The sequence below is a fragment of the Belliella baltica DSM 15883 genome (assembly GCF_000265405.1).
Lineage (GTDB): Bacteria > Bacteroidota > Bacteroidia > Cytophagales > Cyclobacteriaceae > Belliella > Belliella baltica.
This window is the reverse complement of record NC_018010.1, coordinates 3,172,610-3,187,410: the sequence shown is the minus strand read 5'-3', so window position 1 is coordinate 3,187,410 and position 14,801 is coordinate 3,172,610. Positions and strand designations below refer to the sequence as shown.

Below are 14,801 nucleotides of genomic sequence, written 5' to 3'. Positions count from 1 at the left end.
TCCAATTTTGAAATGTTGGGTCATGCATTTGTTCCAACCTACCAAAAAGGAGTCAAAGGAAAATATCAGTTGGTGGTGAAGAAAAACAGCTGGGACTCACTGAAACGTAAGCTCAAGCAGATCACCAAGAAAACCAAACCCTACAGTTTTGAGGAAAGACTCAAAAAGATGGCAGAGGTATGGCGGGGATGGGTAAACAATTACCGTCTTGCCAGTATCTCCGCAAAGCTGAAATCACTCGACGAGTGGCTGAGAAACCGACTTCGATACTGTATTTGGTCCCGATAGCTATCGGGAGAAGAAACCCGAGCGGAAACGTAAAAACCTGATCAGATTGGGAGTGGACCAAGACCATGCATATGCATGGAAGGACTGAGCGTATAGAAAATGTCCAGTGGACATTTTTAGCGAAGGGCCAGGCCGCGGGAAGGCAGAAAGGGGGATGGGCTGTTGCCCAGAGTCCGATTCTGATCACTACGATAACTTTGTCACGACTAAGAAGAAAAGGTTATGAATCCATGCTTTCTTATTACCTCAAATCGCAACCTACAATCCAGTGAACCGCCGTATACAGCCTGCCCCGAACTTGATTCGGGGAGACCCGTACGTACGGTGGTGTGAGAGGCGCACCGTGAGCTTATGGCTCACGGCCGTCTACTCGATTACCCAACGTTTTTTCCGCAACCCAATTCTCAAAATTCCTCTTATATTCTTAAATTAACTCCTAATTGTATACCATAAGCATAAGGCTTATAGTCCTCTCCAAAATTTTTGTCACTATACATTGTTAACGCTGATTTAAAGAATCCTTCGACAAGAATACTCCAATTATCATTGAGATTTAAAATACCACCTATTTTTGGTTGTATTGCTAATCCACTTTTAAGTAGTGCATAATTTTGTGTTGGTATTTCGTAAATAAATTCATTTTCAACAAAGAGGCGGACTTTTCTTTCTGGATTTAAAATAAATCTATAACCTAAAGATAATCCGTAAAAGCTCCAACTTCGAACCGATTCAACGGTTACGAAGGTTATTCCGTCCCCAACATTCGATTGAGCTCTTTCCCAAAACCTGTAACTCGATGAACCAAAACCTATTTTCAAACTATTTTTACTATTAAAATCTCGATAAATACTCAAATTTACATTTGGTGAATTTCTAGGCTTTTGCTCTTCTGGAAAGCTGCCTTCAAGGCTTTGAAATAAGTTTACGGGTTGATTGTAATGTAAGGTTCTTGAAATACCCAAATTAAATTGAATGCTGTATTTGCTTTGCTCACTATCTTGACCGATTGCTATTTCAGCATTTGTAAATAGAATTAGTAATATTGAAATGTGTATATAATTTTTCATTTTCTTTGGTTTTAACCATTTTTAAGATGTTCATTTTAGATAAAGGTTGCGTCTGAGTTAAGCCCATCTGCATAAAAATTACATTCGAGTAAAGTCAATTCGTACAAGCCTTTTTCAATCCTATTTTTATCATAATTTTTTTTAATCTCGATAAACAGCCAGATTTTTTTAAATGTTGGGTAACGTTTTGGCGCTTGGCGCAGTGGCGGATTTCGGAGCACAAAACTGTCAATACACCACAAAAGTTGATGCGAGGTAGAATGTTCAATTAACCACTTCACCCGCCATTGAGCCAAACGCCTGTGTGTGCCTTGAATGGTGAATATAGGTCAAAAAGTTGACCGTTCCAACGGGTGAGAGTCCCTTTAAGCGCGGGGGTAACGTCCCGAAGCCAAGCAAGTGGCAAGCTGGTTTGCCGTGAGGCATGCAGTGAAGTAAGCCAGACTGCGGTGTCTGTACTGACGAACAGAAACCATATACGGAGGCTATGAGGTCGGATGAGGTGACACAGCACACCGAAGTCCCAACCTTCCACAAGGAAGGAAGTACCAAAGTAGTAGATATGGCAGGGATAGACACAAGGATATTCATCTTACCGAGGGAGGTCTCTGGGTGTCGGGAACACCTAAGAGAAGTCAGCCGAGGTCGTAGTAGTTGCCGGTAACGAGCTGTAAGAGCTACAGAGGTCTCACTGGGCAGCGAAGGACTGAACATTGGATTACGTCCAAATTCGATAAGGAGCAACTTTTGGGGTAGCCTTATCTTAAGCGGACAGGGTTAACAGATTAAGCTATGATAGAAAAAGTACTCAACCGTAAGAACCTTTACAAAGCATACCGACAGGTGGTGCGGAACAAGGGTTCGGCAGGGGTGGACGGCATGAAGGTCACCGAACTGCTTTCCTTTCTGGAAAGCAACAGGGATAGGATTGCCACATCCATCCTCAACCACAGTTATGTACCCAAACCTATCAAAGGGGTCGAGATACCCAAGAGTAACGGAAAGACAAGATTGCTCGGAGTTCCCACAGTAGTGGACAGATGGCTCCAACAGGCGTTAAGCCAAGTGCTGATGACTAAATACGAACTTACGTTCGAGGAACACAGCTACGGCTTCCGTCCCGAAAAGAACATCCATAAGGCGGTAACACAAGCCCTGAAAAACATCAATGATGGCTATCAGGATATTGTGGACATCGACCTTAAGGGATTCTTTGACGAGGTTGACCACTCGGTTCTACTTCAATTGATCTACCAACGGGTAAAATGTCCGACTACCCTAAGGCTTATCAGAAAGTGGCTGCGTGCACCAATCCAGATCAACGGAAAACTGCACAGGCGTAGAAAAGGCGTTCCGCAAGGATCGCCACTCAGCCCACTACTGTCCAACATCCTTCTGGACTTATTGGACAAGGAACTGGAACGGAGAAACCTGAAATACGTCCGATATGCAGATGATTTCAGCATTTACACCAAGTCAAAGAAGGAAGCCAGAAAAGTGGGTAACGAGATCTACCTTTTTCTAAAGGAAAAACTCAGACTTCCCATAAACAGGGAGAAAAGCGGCATCCGAAGACCGTCCAATTTTGAAATGTTGGGTCATGCATTTGTTCCAACCTACCAAAAAGGAGTCAAAGGAAAATATCAGTTGGTGGTGAAGAAAAACAGCTGGGACTCACTGAAACGTAAGCTCAAGCAGATCACCAAGAAAACCAAACCCTACAGTTTTGAGGAAAGACTCAAAAAGATGGCAGAGGTATGGCGGGGATGGGTAAACAATTACCGTCTTGCCAGTATCTCCGCAAAGCTGAAATCACTCGACGAGTGGCTGAGAAACCGACTTCGATACTGTATTTGGTCCCGATAGCTATCGGGAGAAGAAACCCGAGCGGAAACGTAAAAACCTGATCAGATTGGGAGTGGACCAAGACCATGCATATGCATGGAGTAGAACCAGGAAAGGGGGATGGGCTGTTGCCCAGAGTCCGATTCTGATCACTACGATAACTTTGTCACGACTAAGAAGAAAAGGTTATGAATCCATGCTTTCTTATTACCTCAAATCGCAACCTACAATCCAGTGAACCGCCGTATACAGCCTGCCCCGAACTTGATTCGGGGAGACCCGTACGTACGGTGGTGTGAGAGGCGCACCGTGAGCTTATGGCTCACGGCCGTCTACTCGATTACAGGGAGGTTATTTTCTTTCCAACCAGTTTTCCAATTTCAGGTTTTCTAAGTACCTAAAGTCTTTAATATTGTCAGTTACCAAAATCATTTCGTTAGCGACTGCAGTAACACCAATGATCAAATCAAATTCATCATGCATCGGTGTTCCGTTTTTTCTTAGCAAGACTTTGTTATTGGCATACTGGTCTACTATCCCAAAAATCGGTATGATGGTTAGCCCTTTCACAAATTTATCAACCGCTCTGTGAGATTTTTTGGGATCATCGCTGTTTTCTGCTCCGTATTTCAGTTCAAAAACTGTTATTTCAGAGATGAAACAATTCTCAAGACCTTCTTCCTTGATGATTTCATCTAGATGGAGTTTCCCTCTCAAAAAAAATACACATGTACTTGTGTCAAGCAAATATTGCATATATCAAATTTTCAAGTCTTTTGATCTGAATTTCCTGCTTTCCCTAATATCTTTTATGATTTCTTCGGCTGGCTTTTCTGAAACAAATCCTCCGAAAGAACTAAAAAAATCCTTTTCATTAGACTTTCTTCCTTTCCTAATAGATTTTGCAAGCCGTTCCAGCAGCTCTAATTTGCTTACCGAACTCAAGCTTTCAAAAAGCTCAGAATAAGTTTCAATGATATGGCGTTCTGCATGTGTCATAGCCTAAATTTTAATAAATATATGAAATTACATCATAAAACTGATTTGCTTTCTACTTAGTTCTTCTTCAACTTCCCTGTAACGGGATTCAGCTTGGAGACGGCGGGCTTTCGGAGCCGTTCTCTTCCAGCCTACTCCTAACATATTAAAGGTACTAATCTTTTTATTTACTCGGAACCGCCCGCTGTCTTCCAAGGTGATGTGTGTGCCTTGAATGGTGAATATAGGTCAAAAAGTTGACCGTTCCAACGGGTGAGAGTCCCTTAAGCGCGGGGGTAACGTCCCGAAGCCAAGCAAGTGGCAAGCTGGTTTGCCGTGAGGCATGCAGTGAAGTAAGCCAGACTGCGGTGTCTGTACTGACGAACAGAAACCATATACGGAGGCTATGAGGTCGGATGAGGTGACACAGCACACCGAAGTCCCAACCTTCCACAAGGAAGGAAGTACCAAAGTAGTAGATATGGCAGGGATAGACACAAGGATATTCATCTTACCGAGGGAGGTCTCTGGGTGTCGGGAACACCTAAGAGAAGTCAGCCGAGGTCGTAGTAGTTGCCGGTAACGAGCTGTAAGAGCTACAGAGGTCTCACTGGGCAGCGAAGGACTGAACATTGGATTACGTCCAAATTCGATAAGGAGCAACTTTTGGGGTAGCCTTATCTTAAGCGGACAGGGTTAACAGATTAAGCTATGATAGAAAAAGTACTCAACCGTAAGAACCTTTACAAAGCATACCGACAGGTGGTGCGGAACAAGGGTTCGGCAGGGGTGGACGGCATGAAGGTCACCGAACTGCTTTCCTTTCTGGAAAGCAACAGGGATAGGATTGCCACATCCATCCTCAACCACAGTTATGTACCCAAACCTATCAAAGGGGTCGAGATACCCAAGAGTAACGGAAAGACAAGATTGCTCGGAGTTCCCACAGTAGTGGACAGATGGCTCCAACAGGCGTTAAGCCAAGTGCTGATGACTAAATACGAACTTACGTTCGAGGAACACAGCTACGGCTTCCGTCCCGAAAAGAACATCCATAAGGCGGTAACACAAGCCCTGAAAAACATCAATGATGGCTATCAGGATATTGTGGACATCGACCTTAAGGGATTCTTTGACGAGGTTGACCACTCGGTTCTACTTCAATTGATCTACCAACGGGTAAAATGTCCGACTACCCTAAGGCTTATCAGAAAGTGGCTGCGTGCACCAATCCAGATCAACGGAAAACTGCACAGGCGTAGAAAAGGCGTTCCGCAAGGATCGCCACTCAGCCCACTACTGTCCAACATCCTTCTGGACTTATTGGACAAGGAACTGGAACGGAGAAACCTGAAATACGTCCGATATGCAGATGATTTCAGCATTTACACCAAGTCAAAGAAGGAAGCCAGAAAAGTGGGTAACGAGATCTACCTTTTTCTAAAGGAAAAACTCAGACTTCCCATAAACAGGGAGAAAAGCGGCATCCGAAGACCGTCCAATTTTGAAATGTTGGGTCATGCATTTGTTCCAACCTACCAAAAAGGAGTCAAAGGAAAATATCAGTTGGTGGTGAAGAAAAACAGCTGGGACTCACTGAAACGTAAGCTCAAGCAGATCACCAAGAAAACCAAACCCTACAGTTTTGAGGAAAGACTCAAAAAGATGGCAGAGGTATGGCGGGGATGGGTAAACAATTACCGTCTTGCCAGTATCTCCGCAAAGCTGAAATCACTCGACGAGTGGCTGAGAAACCGACTTCGATACTGTATTTGGTCCCGATAGCTATCGGGAGAAGAAACCCGAGCGGAAACGTAAAAACCTGATCAGATTGGGAGTGGACCAAGACCATGCATATGCATGGAGTAGAACCAGGAAAGGGGGATGGGCTGTTGCCCAGAGTCCGATTCTGATCACTACGATAACTTTGTCACGACTAAGAAGAAAAGGTTATGAATCCATGCTTTCTTATTACCTCAAATCGCAACCTACAATCCAGTGAACCGCCGTATACAGCCTGCCCCGAACTTGATTCGGGGAGACCCGTACGTACGGTGGTGTGAGAGGCGCACCGTGAGCTTATGGCTCACGGCCGTCTACTCGATTAGTGAAAGTGCTTATTATTATTCACATTGATGTTTGTTTTCAATGTCGTTGTTTGTAAAAGTGTAACTATATCTAAAATGCCTATCTGATATTTTTTCCTTTAAATAGTTGGATAAAACTACAGACTTCTCGTTTAGATGCGTTACACATAATTCATCATTAATAATTAAAACTTGTGAATTTCCTTCAGTTCCTCTGCCTCCATATACATCAATTAAAGGATCTTGACAACAAGTTTCAATCTCAAGTTTTTTGTCAACTCCTGAGATGTAATAAGTAAACATTGCACTTTCTGAACTTGGACCGATTGAAACTGTTTCTCTTTGGTTATTTGAATTTATTATTGAAAAACTAATTGTTTCATCCGTTTGATTTAAATAAAGTAAATCCATCGTCAAGCCATATTCAATTTCCTGAACGCATCCATTTAAGAATACGATGATTGCACTAATTCCAATGAGTAAATAGTGCTTGTAAATTACCTTCTGTTGCATTGTTATAATTGTTTCTTATGTTATTTTCCCAATCCTGCCAAGTAGATGTATTACTTAAAACATCTTCAATTTGTTTGATAGTATAACCAGTTACATTATCATTCCATAGACCAAAATTTTCATTTGCGAAAATACTAGGGAAATTTGGGTCAATCATATCAACCACCACTTGAGTATAGTCTGGCCTTATAGTAGGTCCTCCTCTATAATTTGGATACCTTAACCTTCCCAATGCCCACTGTACACCTCTTGCCCAGCTTTCTTTTACTTTGCTTTCGGTGTTATTGTCATTCCAGTTATTTCTTCTAAGTTCCCAATGTGATGCGTGCGCAAGTTCATGTATAGTAGTTGCATAAATTGCCATAGAATTACCTCCCACATTATTATAAATCCTTATTCTTGAAGAAATCCCTAAAAACCTGCAATCCTTACAGTGGCTGCCGTTTGCATCAGGGTTAGGTTCGTCCCAAACTGAAATTTTCACGGCTGTTTTCCAAAACGAATTTTGAGGAGGGCTCTTCAAACCTAATCTATTTCCGTAATAGTAGTTGTGACAAGCTTGAAATACAATCGCATACATTCGTGAAGCACCACTTCTTATTTCTAAGTTCCAATTACCCTCCATTTTAGGTCCATCATAGACTGCCTGCCCCAAGCTTCCGCTACGAATGTCAAAATCATATCTTTCCCAAGGAATACTGTAATTTGCATCTCTTTTAAATGTTCCGTTACAAGTGAAATTACCATTAATATCCGTAAAACCTTCATGTGTTGTAAACCATCTTCTAGCTCTTACCTTTACGCCATGAACACCTACAAGCCGACCTAATTCATCATCAAACAATTGAATTCTCCCAGCAGGTCGCCAACTGCTTGATTGAACTCTAGAGTTAGGCTTACTTTCTACATCATTGAGGTTTCCTGTAAGCCTTAGAGATTCTTCCACAAGCAAGTCTATTAACTCGTCCCTTGCAATTCTGCCATTAGAAATGTTTGAATCCTTTTCTTCATCAGGGATAAAAAGATTTTCAAGTATCTCGTATCCCACTCCATCTGGTATCTTTTTGTCTATTGGTATCGATACGTATTGGAAAGTCGGAGTGCCAATAGGAACCGAAGGATCGTGAAAATGAGTGCCTCCCTCTAATATTTCATAATCTAATGGATATTCGAACAAAATAAGTGTGGAATCCCTTTTTAAAATTGATAGTTCATCTTCATTTTTCGGCTTGAATTTAATGTAATAATGAGATGTGGTAATTTCAATTTCATTGCCACTTATCCTATTATTTGGACTTGCCGATTTTAGATTATCAAATGCCTTACGCATATTTTCTACCGAATAAGGGTTTTCCAATTGCTTCCCTAGCTTTGTCATCCCTTGAATTTCATTTTCAGAAAGAAAATTATCACTTTGAGGCAAAAAATCCTCATCCTTTTGGCAAGATAATGTAATTCCTAGAATTACAGCTGCCACAACAATTCACCGTAGTCCGTTGATTTTCATTTGCTTTTTTAATTGGTTAAAAGTTGAACTTTGTTTTTAGCATTTTCACTAACGGTCAAGTATAAGCGAAGTGCGGGTTTTCGGAGCGATTCACTGTCCGACTACCGCAAAGTTTCTTAGGAGCAAAAATGCTCAATTTCACCTACTCAGCCCGCATTACGCTTATACAATGTGTGTGCCTTGAATGGTGAATATAGGTCAAAAAGTTGACCGTTCCAACGGGTGAGAGTCCCTTAAGCGCGGGGGTAACGTCCCGAAGCCAAGCAAGTGGCAAGCTGGTTTGCCGTGAGGCATGCAGTGAAGTAAGCCAGACTGCGGTGTCTGTACTGACGAACAGAAACCATATACGGAGGCTATGAGGTCGGATGAGGTGACACAGCACACCGAAGTCCCAACCTTCCACAAGGAAGGAAGTACCAAAGTAGTAGATATGGCAGGGATAGACACAAGGATATTCATCTTACCGAGGGAGGTCTCTGGGTGTCGGGAACACCTAAGAGAAGTCAGCCGAGGTCGTAGTAGTTGCCGGTAACGAGCTGTAAGAGCTACAGAGGTCTCACTGGGCAGCGAAGGACTGAACATTGGATTACGTCCAAATTCGATAAGGAGCAACTTTTGGGGTAGCCTTATCTTAAGCGGACAGGGTTAACAGATTAAGCTATGATAGAAAAAGTACTCAACCGTAAGAACCTTTACAAAGCATACCGACAGGTGGTGCGGAACAAGGGTTCGGCAGGGGTGGACGGCATGAAGGTCACCGAACTGCTTTCCTTTCTGGAAAGCAACAGGGATAGGATTGCCACATCCATCCTCAACCACAGTTATGTACCCAAACCTATCAAAGGGGTCGAGATACCCAAGAGTAACGGAAAGACAAGATTGCTCGGAGTTCCCACAGTAGTGGACAGATGGCTCCAACAGGCGTTAAGCCAAGTGCTGATGACTAAATACGAACTTACGTTCGAGGAACACAGCTACGGCTTCCGTCCCGAAAAGAACATCCATAAGGCGGTAACACAAGCCCTGAAAAACATCAATGATGGCTATCAGGATATTGTGGACATCGACCTTAAGGGATTCTTTGACGAGGTTGACCACTCGGTTCTACTTCAATTGATCTACCAACGGGTAAAATGTCCGACTACCCTAAGGCTTATCAGAAAGTGGCTGCGTGCACCAATCCAGATCAACGGAAAACTGCACAGGCGTAGAAAAGGCGTTCCGCAAGGATCGCCACTCAGCCCACTACTGTCCAACATCCTTCTGGACTTATTGGACAAGGAACTGGAACGGAGAAACCTGAAATACGTCCGATATGCAGATGATTTCAGCATTTACACCAAGTCAAAGAAGGAAGCCAGAAAAAGTGGGTAACGAGATCTACCTTTTTCTAAAGGAAAAACTCAGACTTCCCATAAACAGGGAGAAAAGCGGCATCCGAAGACCGTCCAATTTTGAAATGTTGGGTCATGCATTTGTTCCAACCTACCAAAAAGGAGTCAAAGGAAAATATCAGTTGGTGGTGAAGAAAAACAGCTGGGACTCACTGAAACGTAAGCTCAAGCAGATCACCAAGAAAACCAAACCCTACAGTTTTGAGGAAAGACTCAAAAAGATGGCAGAGGTATGGCGGGGATGGGTAAACAATTACCGTCTTGCCAGTATCTCCGCAAAGCTGAAATCACTCGACGAGTGGCTGAGAAACCGACTTCGATACTGTATTTGGTCCCGATAGCTATCGGGAGAAGAAACCCGAGCGGAAACGTAAAAACCTGATCAGATTGGGAGTGGACCAAGACCATGCATATGCATGGAGTAGAACCAGGAAAGGGGGATGGGCTGTTGCCCAGAGTCCGATTCTGATCACTACGATAACTTTGTCACGACTAAGAAGAAAAGGTTATGAATCCATGCTTTCTTATTACCTCAAATCGCAACCTACAATCCAGTGAACCGCCGTATACAGCCTGCCCCGAACTTGATTCGGGGAGACCCGTACGTACGGTGGTGTGAGAGGCGCACCGTGAGCTTATGGCTCACGGCCGTCTACTCGATTGTGGTGCGTTATTATTTTCAAATCGGAAATCCTTCTCTCCGTAGTTCACTTTTTTCTTGTTCGTTAAAGTTCTTTTTTACCAAGTCCATTCTAGACTTCACTTCTCTTTTTTGTCTTACCCAACTGTATAAATCTCCCATAGCTGAGTATGTTGAAAACCAAACACCTTCTGGGTTTATAGCATTGTTGTATCTAAAAGCTTTCCATTCGTCAGTTCGGTCTTTTTGTCTTGTCCTAATACGTCCAAGCGGGCGTTCTTCTTCAAAAACTAGAAACCAAACATCAACTATGTCTTGTTGTACTTCGTCTGGTAGCTCGTCAATTCTATCTCTTATTGAGTGATTGAATCTATTTTGAAAAGAAGCTTTTTCAGGGTTTTCAGCTTCTAGAAGGTCATTTATAAACCTATTCGCTGTGTCAACTGGAGTCCGGCTTTTAGAAGATAAATCGAAAATCTCATTGATTTTCTCCATCACGTCTAATTTCTTGCCTGATTTATTGGCTTTTTTAATTCCTTGAATCCAAGTTCCAAGTCGGACACCTTTATACTCGTATCGCTGACTAAGTCCAATATTTTCGCCTTCGTCAACCGCTTCTTGTAGCAACTTTAGTTTAGTGCTGTCTTTCCATTCTTGCCATAGTTTATGAGCATCACCGAAATAGAAATGTTCTTTTTTGAGTAGTTCTTCGTGTTCAGGTGGTAGAGTTTTATTTTTGAAGTAAATCTTTTGTTTTAAGTACCAATTATATAAGGACGGATTTTTATAATCTCTTGGAACGACCACACTATATTTATCTCCTTTGTCCTTATTCTCTTTTTTGAACTCCTTAAATAGCTCAAAAAAATCAGGCCAAGAGTTTAAGTAATCCTGTGTTATCACAGGTATATAGTCAGAATCATTATTGTTTGAGGGCGGTTTTGATTCAATTTTACCTAATGAGCCTTTATCAAACTTAGATTTCTTTCTTTTAGCAAAGGCTTTTTTATTTGACTTTACAAATTCATATTCAGCATTTGTTTTTGATTCGGGCCATATAAAGCCTGAATCTTCCAAGTCTTTTAAAACTTCTTGTGTGAGTTTCTGTACGTTGTTATCTGTACCGTTCAGAATTGGCTCGAAATATTCTTCAAATTGTCTGACTAGTTTTTTCCCTTGCTGATTAGTCTTAGAAAACTCAAAAAAGGTAGAAGCTTCTATATTTTCAAAGAGTCCAAAACTTGTCAAGTTGGAAGAGCCTGTAATAAAGCGGTAATTGTGTTTGCCTTGAAAAAAATAAATTTTTGGGTGAAACATTATTTGGTCTTCTGTACAGAAAATCCAAGTTTCAATATTGTTGTCGATTAAAAATTGAAGAGCTTCTCTTGAAGTACCTTTTCTGACAATTCCTAGGTAGAACTTTAACGACTGAAATTTTTTAGAAGCTTCAAGTAGTTCTTCCTTAATTCGGTTAATTCCTGACATTTTCGTAAATGCAGAGAAGCCAACAAAAGAGTAGTAGTCGTCATTTTTAAAGGAGTCAATCATATAATGACCAACCGTGTTGGTATGGTCTTTATGAAGTCCGTGTCCTAGAAATTCTACTCTCATTTTATTTAAATAGTTCAATATTATCTCGTCTTGCTAGCCACAAAGTATGCTCTCTTGATATAGCTGTTTCAGAGTCGTCTACAAATTCCGAAAAGTCACTTTCGGTGTCCACTTGGTTAATTTTTGACTTTATTAGACTTAACTCTGTTGCAGTTATCAAGTAAGATTGACTCAATTCTTGATATCTTCTTAGTTGAAGCCAAGCGATAAAGGCAGTTGATATTGTTACTAAAATTGGTGCTATTGAAAACTCAAATTCAAACTTTATTTTCAGGATTAATGAGATTACAGCCAATACTTGTGCTAATATGATTACAGCAAAACTGATTTTGGTCCATTTTTTATTTTCCGTTGTCTTATCTGTGTACCATTTTTTTTGTTTTTCAAGTCGTTCTGTTTTGTAAATACTAATTCGTTCATCTTTTGACAGTTTACGAATATTCATAAGTTCAACTGGTAATTGCTCATTTTCTGCAAAATCACTACCTATGAGAGTGAAAAAGTCCTTTCTATGGCCTATTACTTTTTTGAAATTTTCAATCAGGAGATTTTGGGCTTTTGTTTCGTTTAGGTCAATTGAAAATGGCCTTGCACCTGTCATAAACTTCCAACACAATGTTTTTATGCTTTCAGCAACAGCGCGTCCTTCATACCATCCTTTCTCAAATTTCAATACCAACATTAGTGTACTCAGAATAGCAGAAACGAGGATTAGGGCTGTTGATGTCCAAATTGCCCAATTTTCTTGAGTTAATGAGGTAAGTACTGTTGCCACTACAAGAGCAACAAGAGTCCACTTGTTTAGATTTTTGAAATTATCTTGAGCCTTTATGGAGTAGTTGTCGGAACTCGTAAAAAGTGCAGGATATTTTATTTTATGAGCTTCCATTAAAGACCAAGGTTTTTATAAATGCTTTCTGAATAAACTCTAGGGCCTGTGTCCGTAGCTTTTCGACTTTTGAATTCAGCAGGAAAATTGTCTAAAGCATATTTGATAATTGCTAATTTAAACGGAATATGAACCACGTACTCGTCTCTGATAATTGGCGGTACTCTGTCATTATCTTGAGCTCTAAAATTGTTAAGATTTACAGCGATTATTGGTAAATCCAATCCTTGTGCAACTTCTAATTCCCAACGTATATATCGATAAAGGTTTTTGGTGCTGTCACCTATAAGAACTATAATTTGTTTAGCACTTTTAAATCTTTCCTTAAGCTTTCCCTTTATATACTGTTCGCTTCGAGCAATGCTTGTCAATCTATTTATGTCATGGGCATCATGAAAGTCAAAATCAATATTCTTATTGGCTTTCCAACCTTTCATAAACCGATAAGCCCAAATATCATTGTCTCCGTCAAAGACTATATATGTTTTGTTTCTATATCCCATGTTCTTTGTTTTTTAATGCACCACAACGGTTTTCTTCACGCAACCATTGCGCTTTTTGTTCCATATGGCATGGAATGCGCAACTGTTGCGTATATTTTTCAATTATCTAAACATAAAACTAATTTCTAAATATCCAATCCATCTAAAGGACTTTTAATTTGATCTAACCCTTTGGTGCACCTAATAATTAAAATATTTCTCTTACTATCGATATCCATTATTTTTAAATTCAATAACTCACCCCTTCGAAGTCCACAGGAATATATGAGACAAAGCATCGCCCTGTGTTTAAGATTCTGATGGCTATCTAATATGCTTTTAATTTCCTCTTTACTCAACACATTGGGCAATAATTTCTCTCTTTTTGGCCTATAGACTATTTCTGGATTGAATTTGATACCACTTCTGTTTTGAAAAAATAATTTGATACCATTCACCACTTGGTTTTGATAGGAAGAAGAATAGCCTCTAGATAAAATATATTCTTTATTAAATTTTCCAATCTCTACACTAGCTTTTCTCTGAAAAATTTCACTGTTCTTTCCCAAGCCAATTTTGCTCCTGCTTCATCATATCTTGGGGTAGAGTGGTTGTGGAAACCATGATTTAATCCTTCGTAAAAGTGTACTTCATAAGATTTACCATTGGCGTCTAATGCTGCTTTATAAGCTTCCCAGCCTGCATTTACCCGTGTATCTAATTCAGCAAAGTGGATTTGCAAAGGAGCACTAATCGCAGGGACTTCTTCTGCTGTTGGCTGCCCTCCATAATAGGGAACGGCTGCTTTGAGTCCAGGAACACGAACAGCCATCATATTGGATATCCAGCCACCAAAGCAAAACCCAACTACTCCAATATTTCCATCACAGTCCGGATGATTTTTCAAGGTTTCATAAGCTGCAATGAAATCTTCCAACATCTCGTCTCTGGTTCTCTTTGCTTGCATAGTTCTTCCTTCCTCATCTGTGCCTGGGTAACCACCAAAAGGCGTCAAAGCATCTGGAGCAATTGCAATAAAGCCATCTAAAGCGCACTGATGGGCTACATCTTCTATGTATGGGTTCAATCCTCTGTTTTCATGAACTACGACAATTCCTGGTAATTTCCCTGTCATTCCAGCTGGTTTGGTAAGCAAAGCTTTCATTTCTCCAGCTCCTTTTGGAGAATTGTATGTGATATACTCCGCATCAAAACGCTTATCCTCAAGATGGAATCTTTTTGCCTCCACGTAATTTGGCATCAAAAAATTCATCAAAGCAGAAACTGTAAAACCTCCTGCAGTATATAAAGAAAGCCTTTCTACAAACTGTCTTCTATCAATTTTACTATGAACATACTCATCATAAATGTCAAATACATCTTGGCTAATATCTTCTTTCTTAATGGGTTTCATCTTTTGTTGTGGTTTTAAAGTTCTTTTTATTGATAATTTGTAAGCTTAGAATCTTGAATCTAAGGAAATTGTTTTGATAAGTCTTA

At 40.7% G+C, this 14,801-nt stretch carries 15 protein-coding genes; 5 read left to right on the top strand and 10 right to left on the bottom strand.

The window, feature by feature from the left end; translation table 11 throughout:
- Positions 1–12: 12 nt before the first annotated feature.
- Positions 13–288 (top strand): group II intron maturase-specific domain-containing protein, encoded by a 276-nt coding sequence (locus tag BELBA_RS20220; RefSeq protein WP_245531080.1) that lies wholly within the window; start codon positions 13–15, stop codon positions 286–288.
- Between the two features lie 416 nt (positions 289–704).
- Here BELBA_RS20220 and BELBA_RS14520 read toward each other — a convergent pair whose 3' ends face one another.
- Positions 705–1,355, bottom strand: coding sequence for a hypothetical protein (locus tag BELBA_RS14520; RefSeq protein ID WP_014773446.1), 651 nt, complete (start codon positions 1,353–1,355; stop codon positions 705–707).
- Positions 1,356–2,147: 792 nt separating this feature from the next.
- On the opposite strand from BELBA_RS14520, the gene ltrA (BELBA_RS14510) reads away from it, so the two are divergent.
- Positions 2,148–3,221 (top strand): group II intron reverse transcriptase/maturase, encoded by a 1,074-nt coding sequence (gene ltrA, locus BELBA_RS14510; RefSeq protein ID WP_245531079.1) that lies wholly within the window; start codon positions 2,148–2,150, stop codon positions 3,219–3,221.
- Positions 3,222–3,551: 330 nt separating this feature from the next.
- On the opposite strand, the gene BELBA_RS14505 is transcribed toward ltrA (BELBA_RS14510), so the two are convergent.
- Both BELBA_RS14505 and BELBA_RS14500 read right to left on the bottom strand, forming a co-directional pair.
- Complete coding sequence (locus BELBA_RS14505) at positions 3,552–3,956, bottom strand: PIN domain-containing protein (protein ID WP_014773443.1); 405 nt, start codon at positions 3,954–3,956, stop codon at positions 3,552–3,554.
- Positions 3,957–3,959: 3 nt separating this feature from the next.
- On the bottom strand, positions 3,960–4,199 hold the full coding sequence (locus BELBA_RS14500; protein ID WP_014773442.1) for a hypothetical protein: 240 nt from the start codon (positions 4,197–4,199) through the stop codon (positions 3,960–3,962).
- 690 nt (positions 4,200–4,889) lie between these two features.
- Between BELBA_RS14500 and ltrA (BELBA_RS14495) the strand changes: the two genes are divergently transcribed.
- Positions 4,890–5,963 (top strand): group II intron reverse transcriptase/maturase, encoded by a 1,074-nt coding sequence (ltrA, locus tag BELBA_RS14495; protein WP_245531079.1) that lies wholly within the window; start codon positions 4,890–4,892, stop codon positions 5,961–5,963.
- Positions 5,964–6,301: 338 nt separating this feature from the next.
- Here ltrA (BELBA_RS14495) and BELBA_RS14490 read toward each other — a convergent pair whose 3' ends face one another.
- Together BELBA_RS14490 and BELBA_RS14485 are read right to left on the bottom strand one after the other, a co-directional pair.
- Positions 6,302–6,778: a hypothetical protein gene (locus BELBA_RS14490; protein ID WP_014773441.1), complete on the bottom strand. Its 477-nt coding sequence runs from the start codon at positions 6,776–6,778 to the stop codon at positions 6,302–6,304.
- Positions 6,732–8,255, bottom strand: coding sequence for a hypothetical protein (locus BELBA_RS14485; protein WP_014773440.1), 1,524 nt, complete (start codon positions 8,253–8,255; stop codon positions 6,732–6,734). Before BELBA_RS14485 ends, BELBA_RS14490 begins: the two co-directional genes overlap by 47 nt.
- Before the next feature lie 690 nt (positions 8,256–8,945).
- Between BELBA_RS14485 and BELBA_RS20215 the strand changes: the two genes are divergently transcribed.
- Entirely contained in the window at positions 8,946–9,659 is a 714-nt protein-coding gene (locus BELBA_RS20215) for a reverse transcriptase domain-containing protein (RefSeq protein ID WP_342626373.1), read from the top strand.
- The gene (locus BELBA_RS20210) at positions 9,601–10,020 is read left to right on the top strand and encodes a group II intron maturase-specific domain-containing protein (RefSeq protein WP_245531078.1); all 420 of its coding nucleotides are present in this window, start codon (positions 9,601–9,603) and stop codon (positions 10,018–10,020) included. The genes BELBA_RS20215 and BELBA_RS20210 overlap by 59 nt, the downstream gene beginning before the upstream one ends.
- A gap of 338 nt (positions 10,021–10,358) precedes the next feature.
- On the opposite strand, the gene BELBA_RS14475 is transcribed toward BELBA_RS20210, so the two are convergent.
- The 5 genes from BELBA_RS14475 to BELBA_RS14455 all read right to left on the bottom strand — a co-directional run bounded on the left by BELBA_RS14475 (position 10,359) and on the right by BELBA_RS14455 (position 14,715).
- Positions 10,359–11,930, bottom strand: a complete 1,572-nt coding sequence (locus BELBA_RS14475; protein ID WP_014773439.1) for a phospholipase D-like domain-containing protein — start codon at positions 11,928–11,930, stop codon at positions 10,359–10,361.
- A gap of 1 nt (position 11,931) precedes the next feature.
- Positions 11,932–12,819, bottom strand: a complete 888-nt coding sequence (locus tag BELBA_RS14470; RefSeq protein WP_014773438.1) for a DUF4231 domain-containing protein — start codon at positions 12,817–12,819, stop codon at positions 11,932–11,934.
- Entirely contained in the window at positions 12,819–13,322 is a 504-nt protein-coding gene (locus tag BELBA_RS14465) for a TIR domain-containing protein (protein ID WP_014773437.1), read from the bottom strand. Before BELBA_RS14465 ends, BELBA_RS14470 begins: the two co-directional genes overlap by 1 nt.
- A 125-nt stretch (positions 13,323–13,447) precedes the next feature.
- On the bottom strand, positions 13,448–13,870 hold the full coding sequence (locus BELBA_RS14460) for a tyrosine-type recombinase/integrase (protein WP_041779396.1): 423 nt from the start codon (positions 13,868–13,870) through the stop codon (positions 13,448–13,450).
- Positions 13,828–14,715: a dienelactone hydrolase family protein gene (locus BELBA_RS14455; protein ID WP_014773436.1), complete on the bottom strand. Its 888-nt coding sequence runs from the start codon at positions 14,713–14,715 to the stop codon at positions 13,828–13,830. The genes BELBA_RS14460 and BELBA_RS14455 overlap by 43 nt, the downstream gene beginning before the upstream one ends.
- Positions 14,716–14,801: the final 86 nt, after the last annotated feature.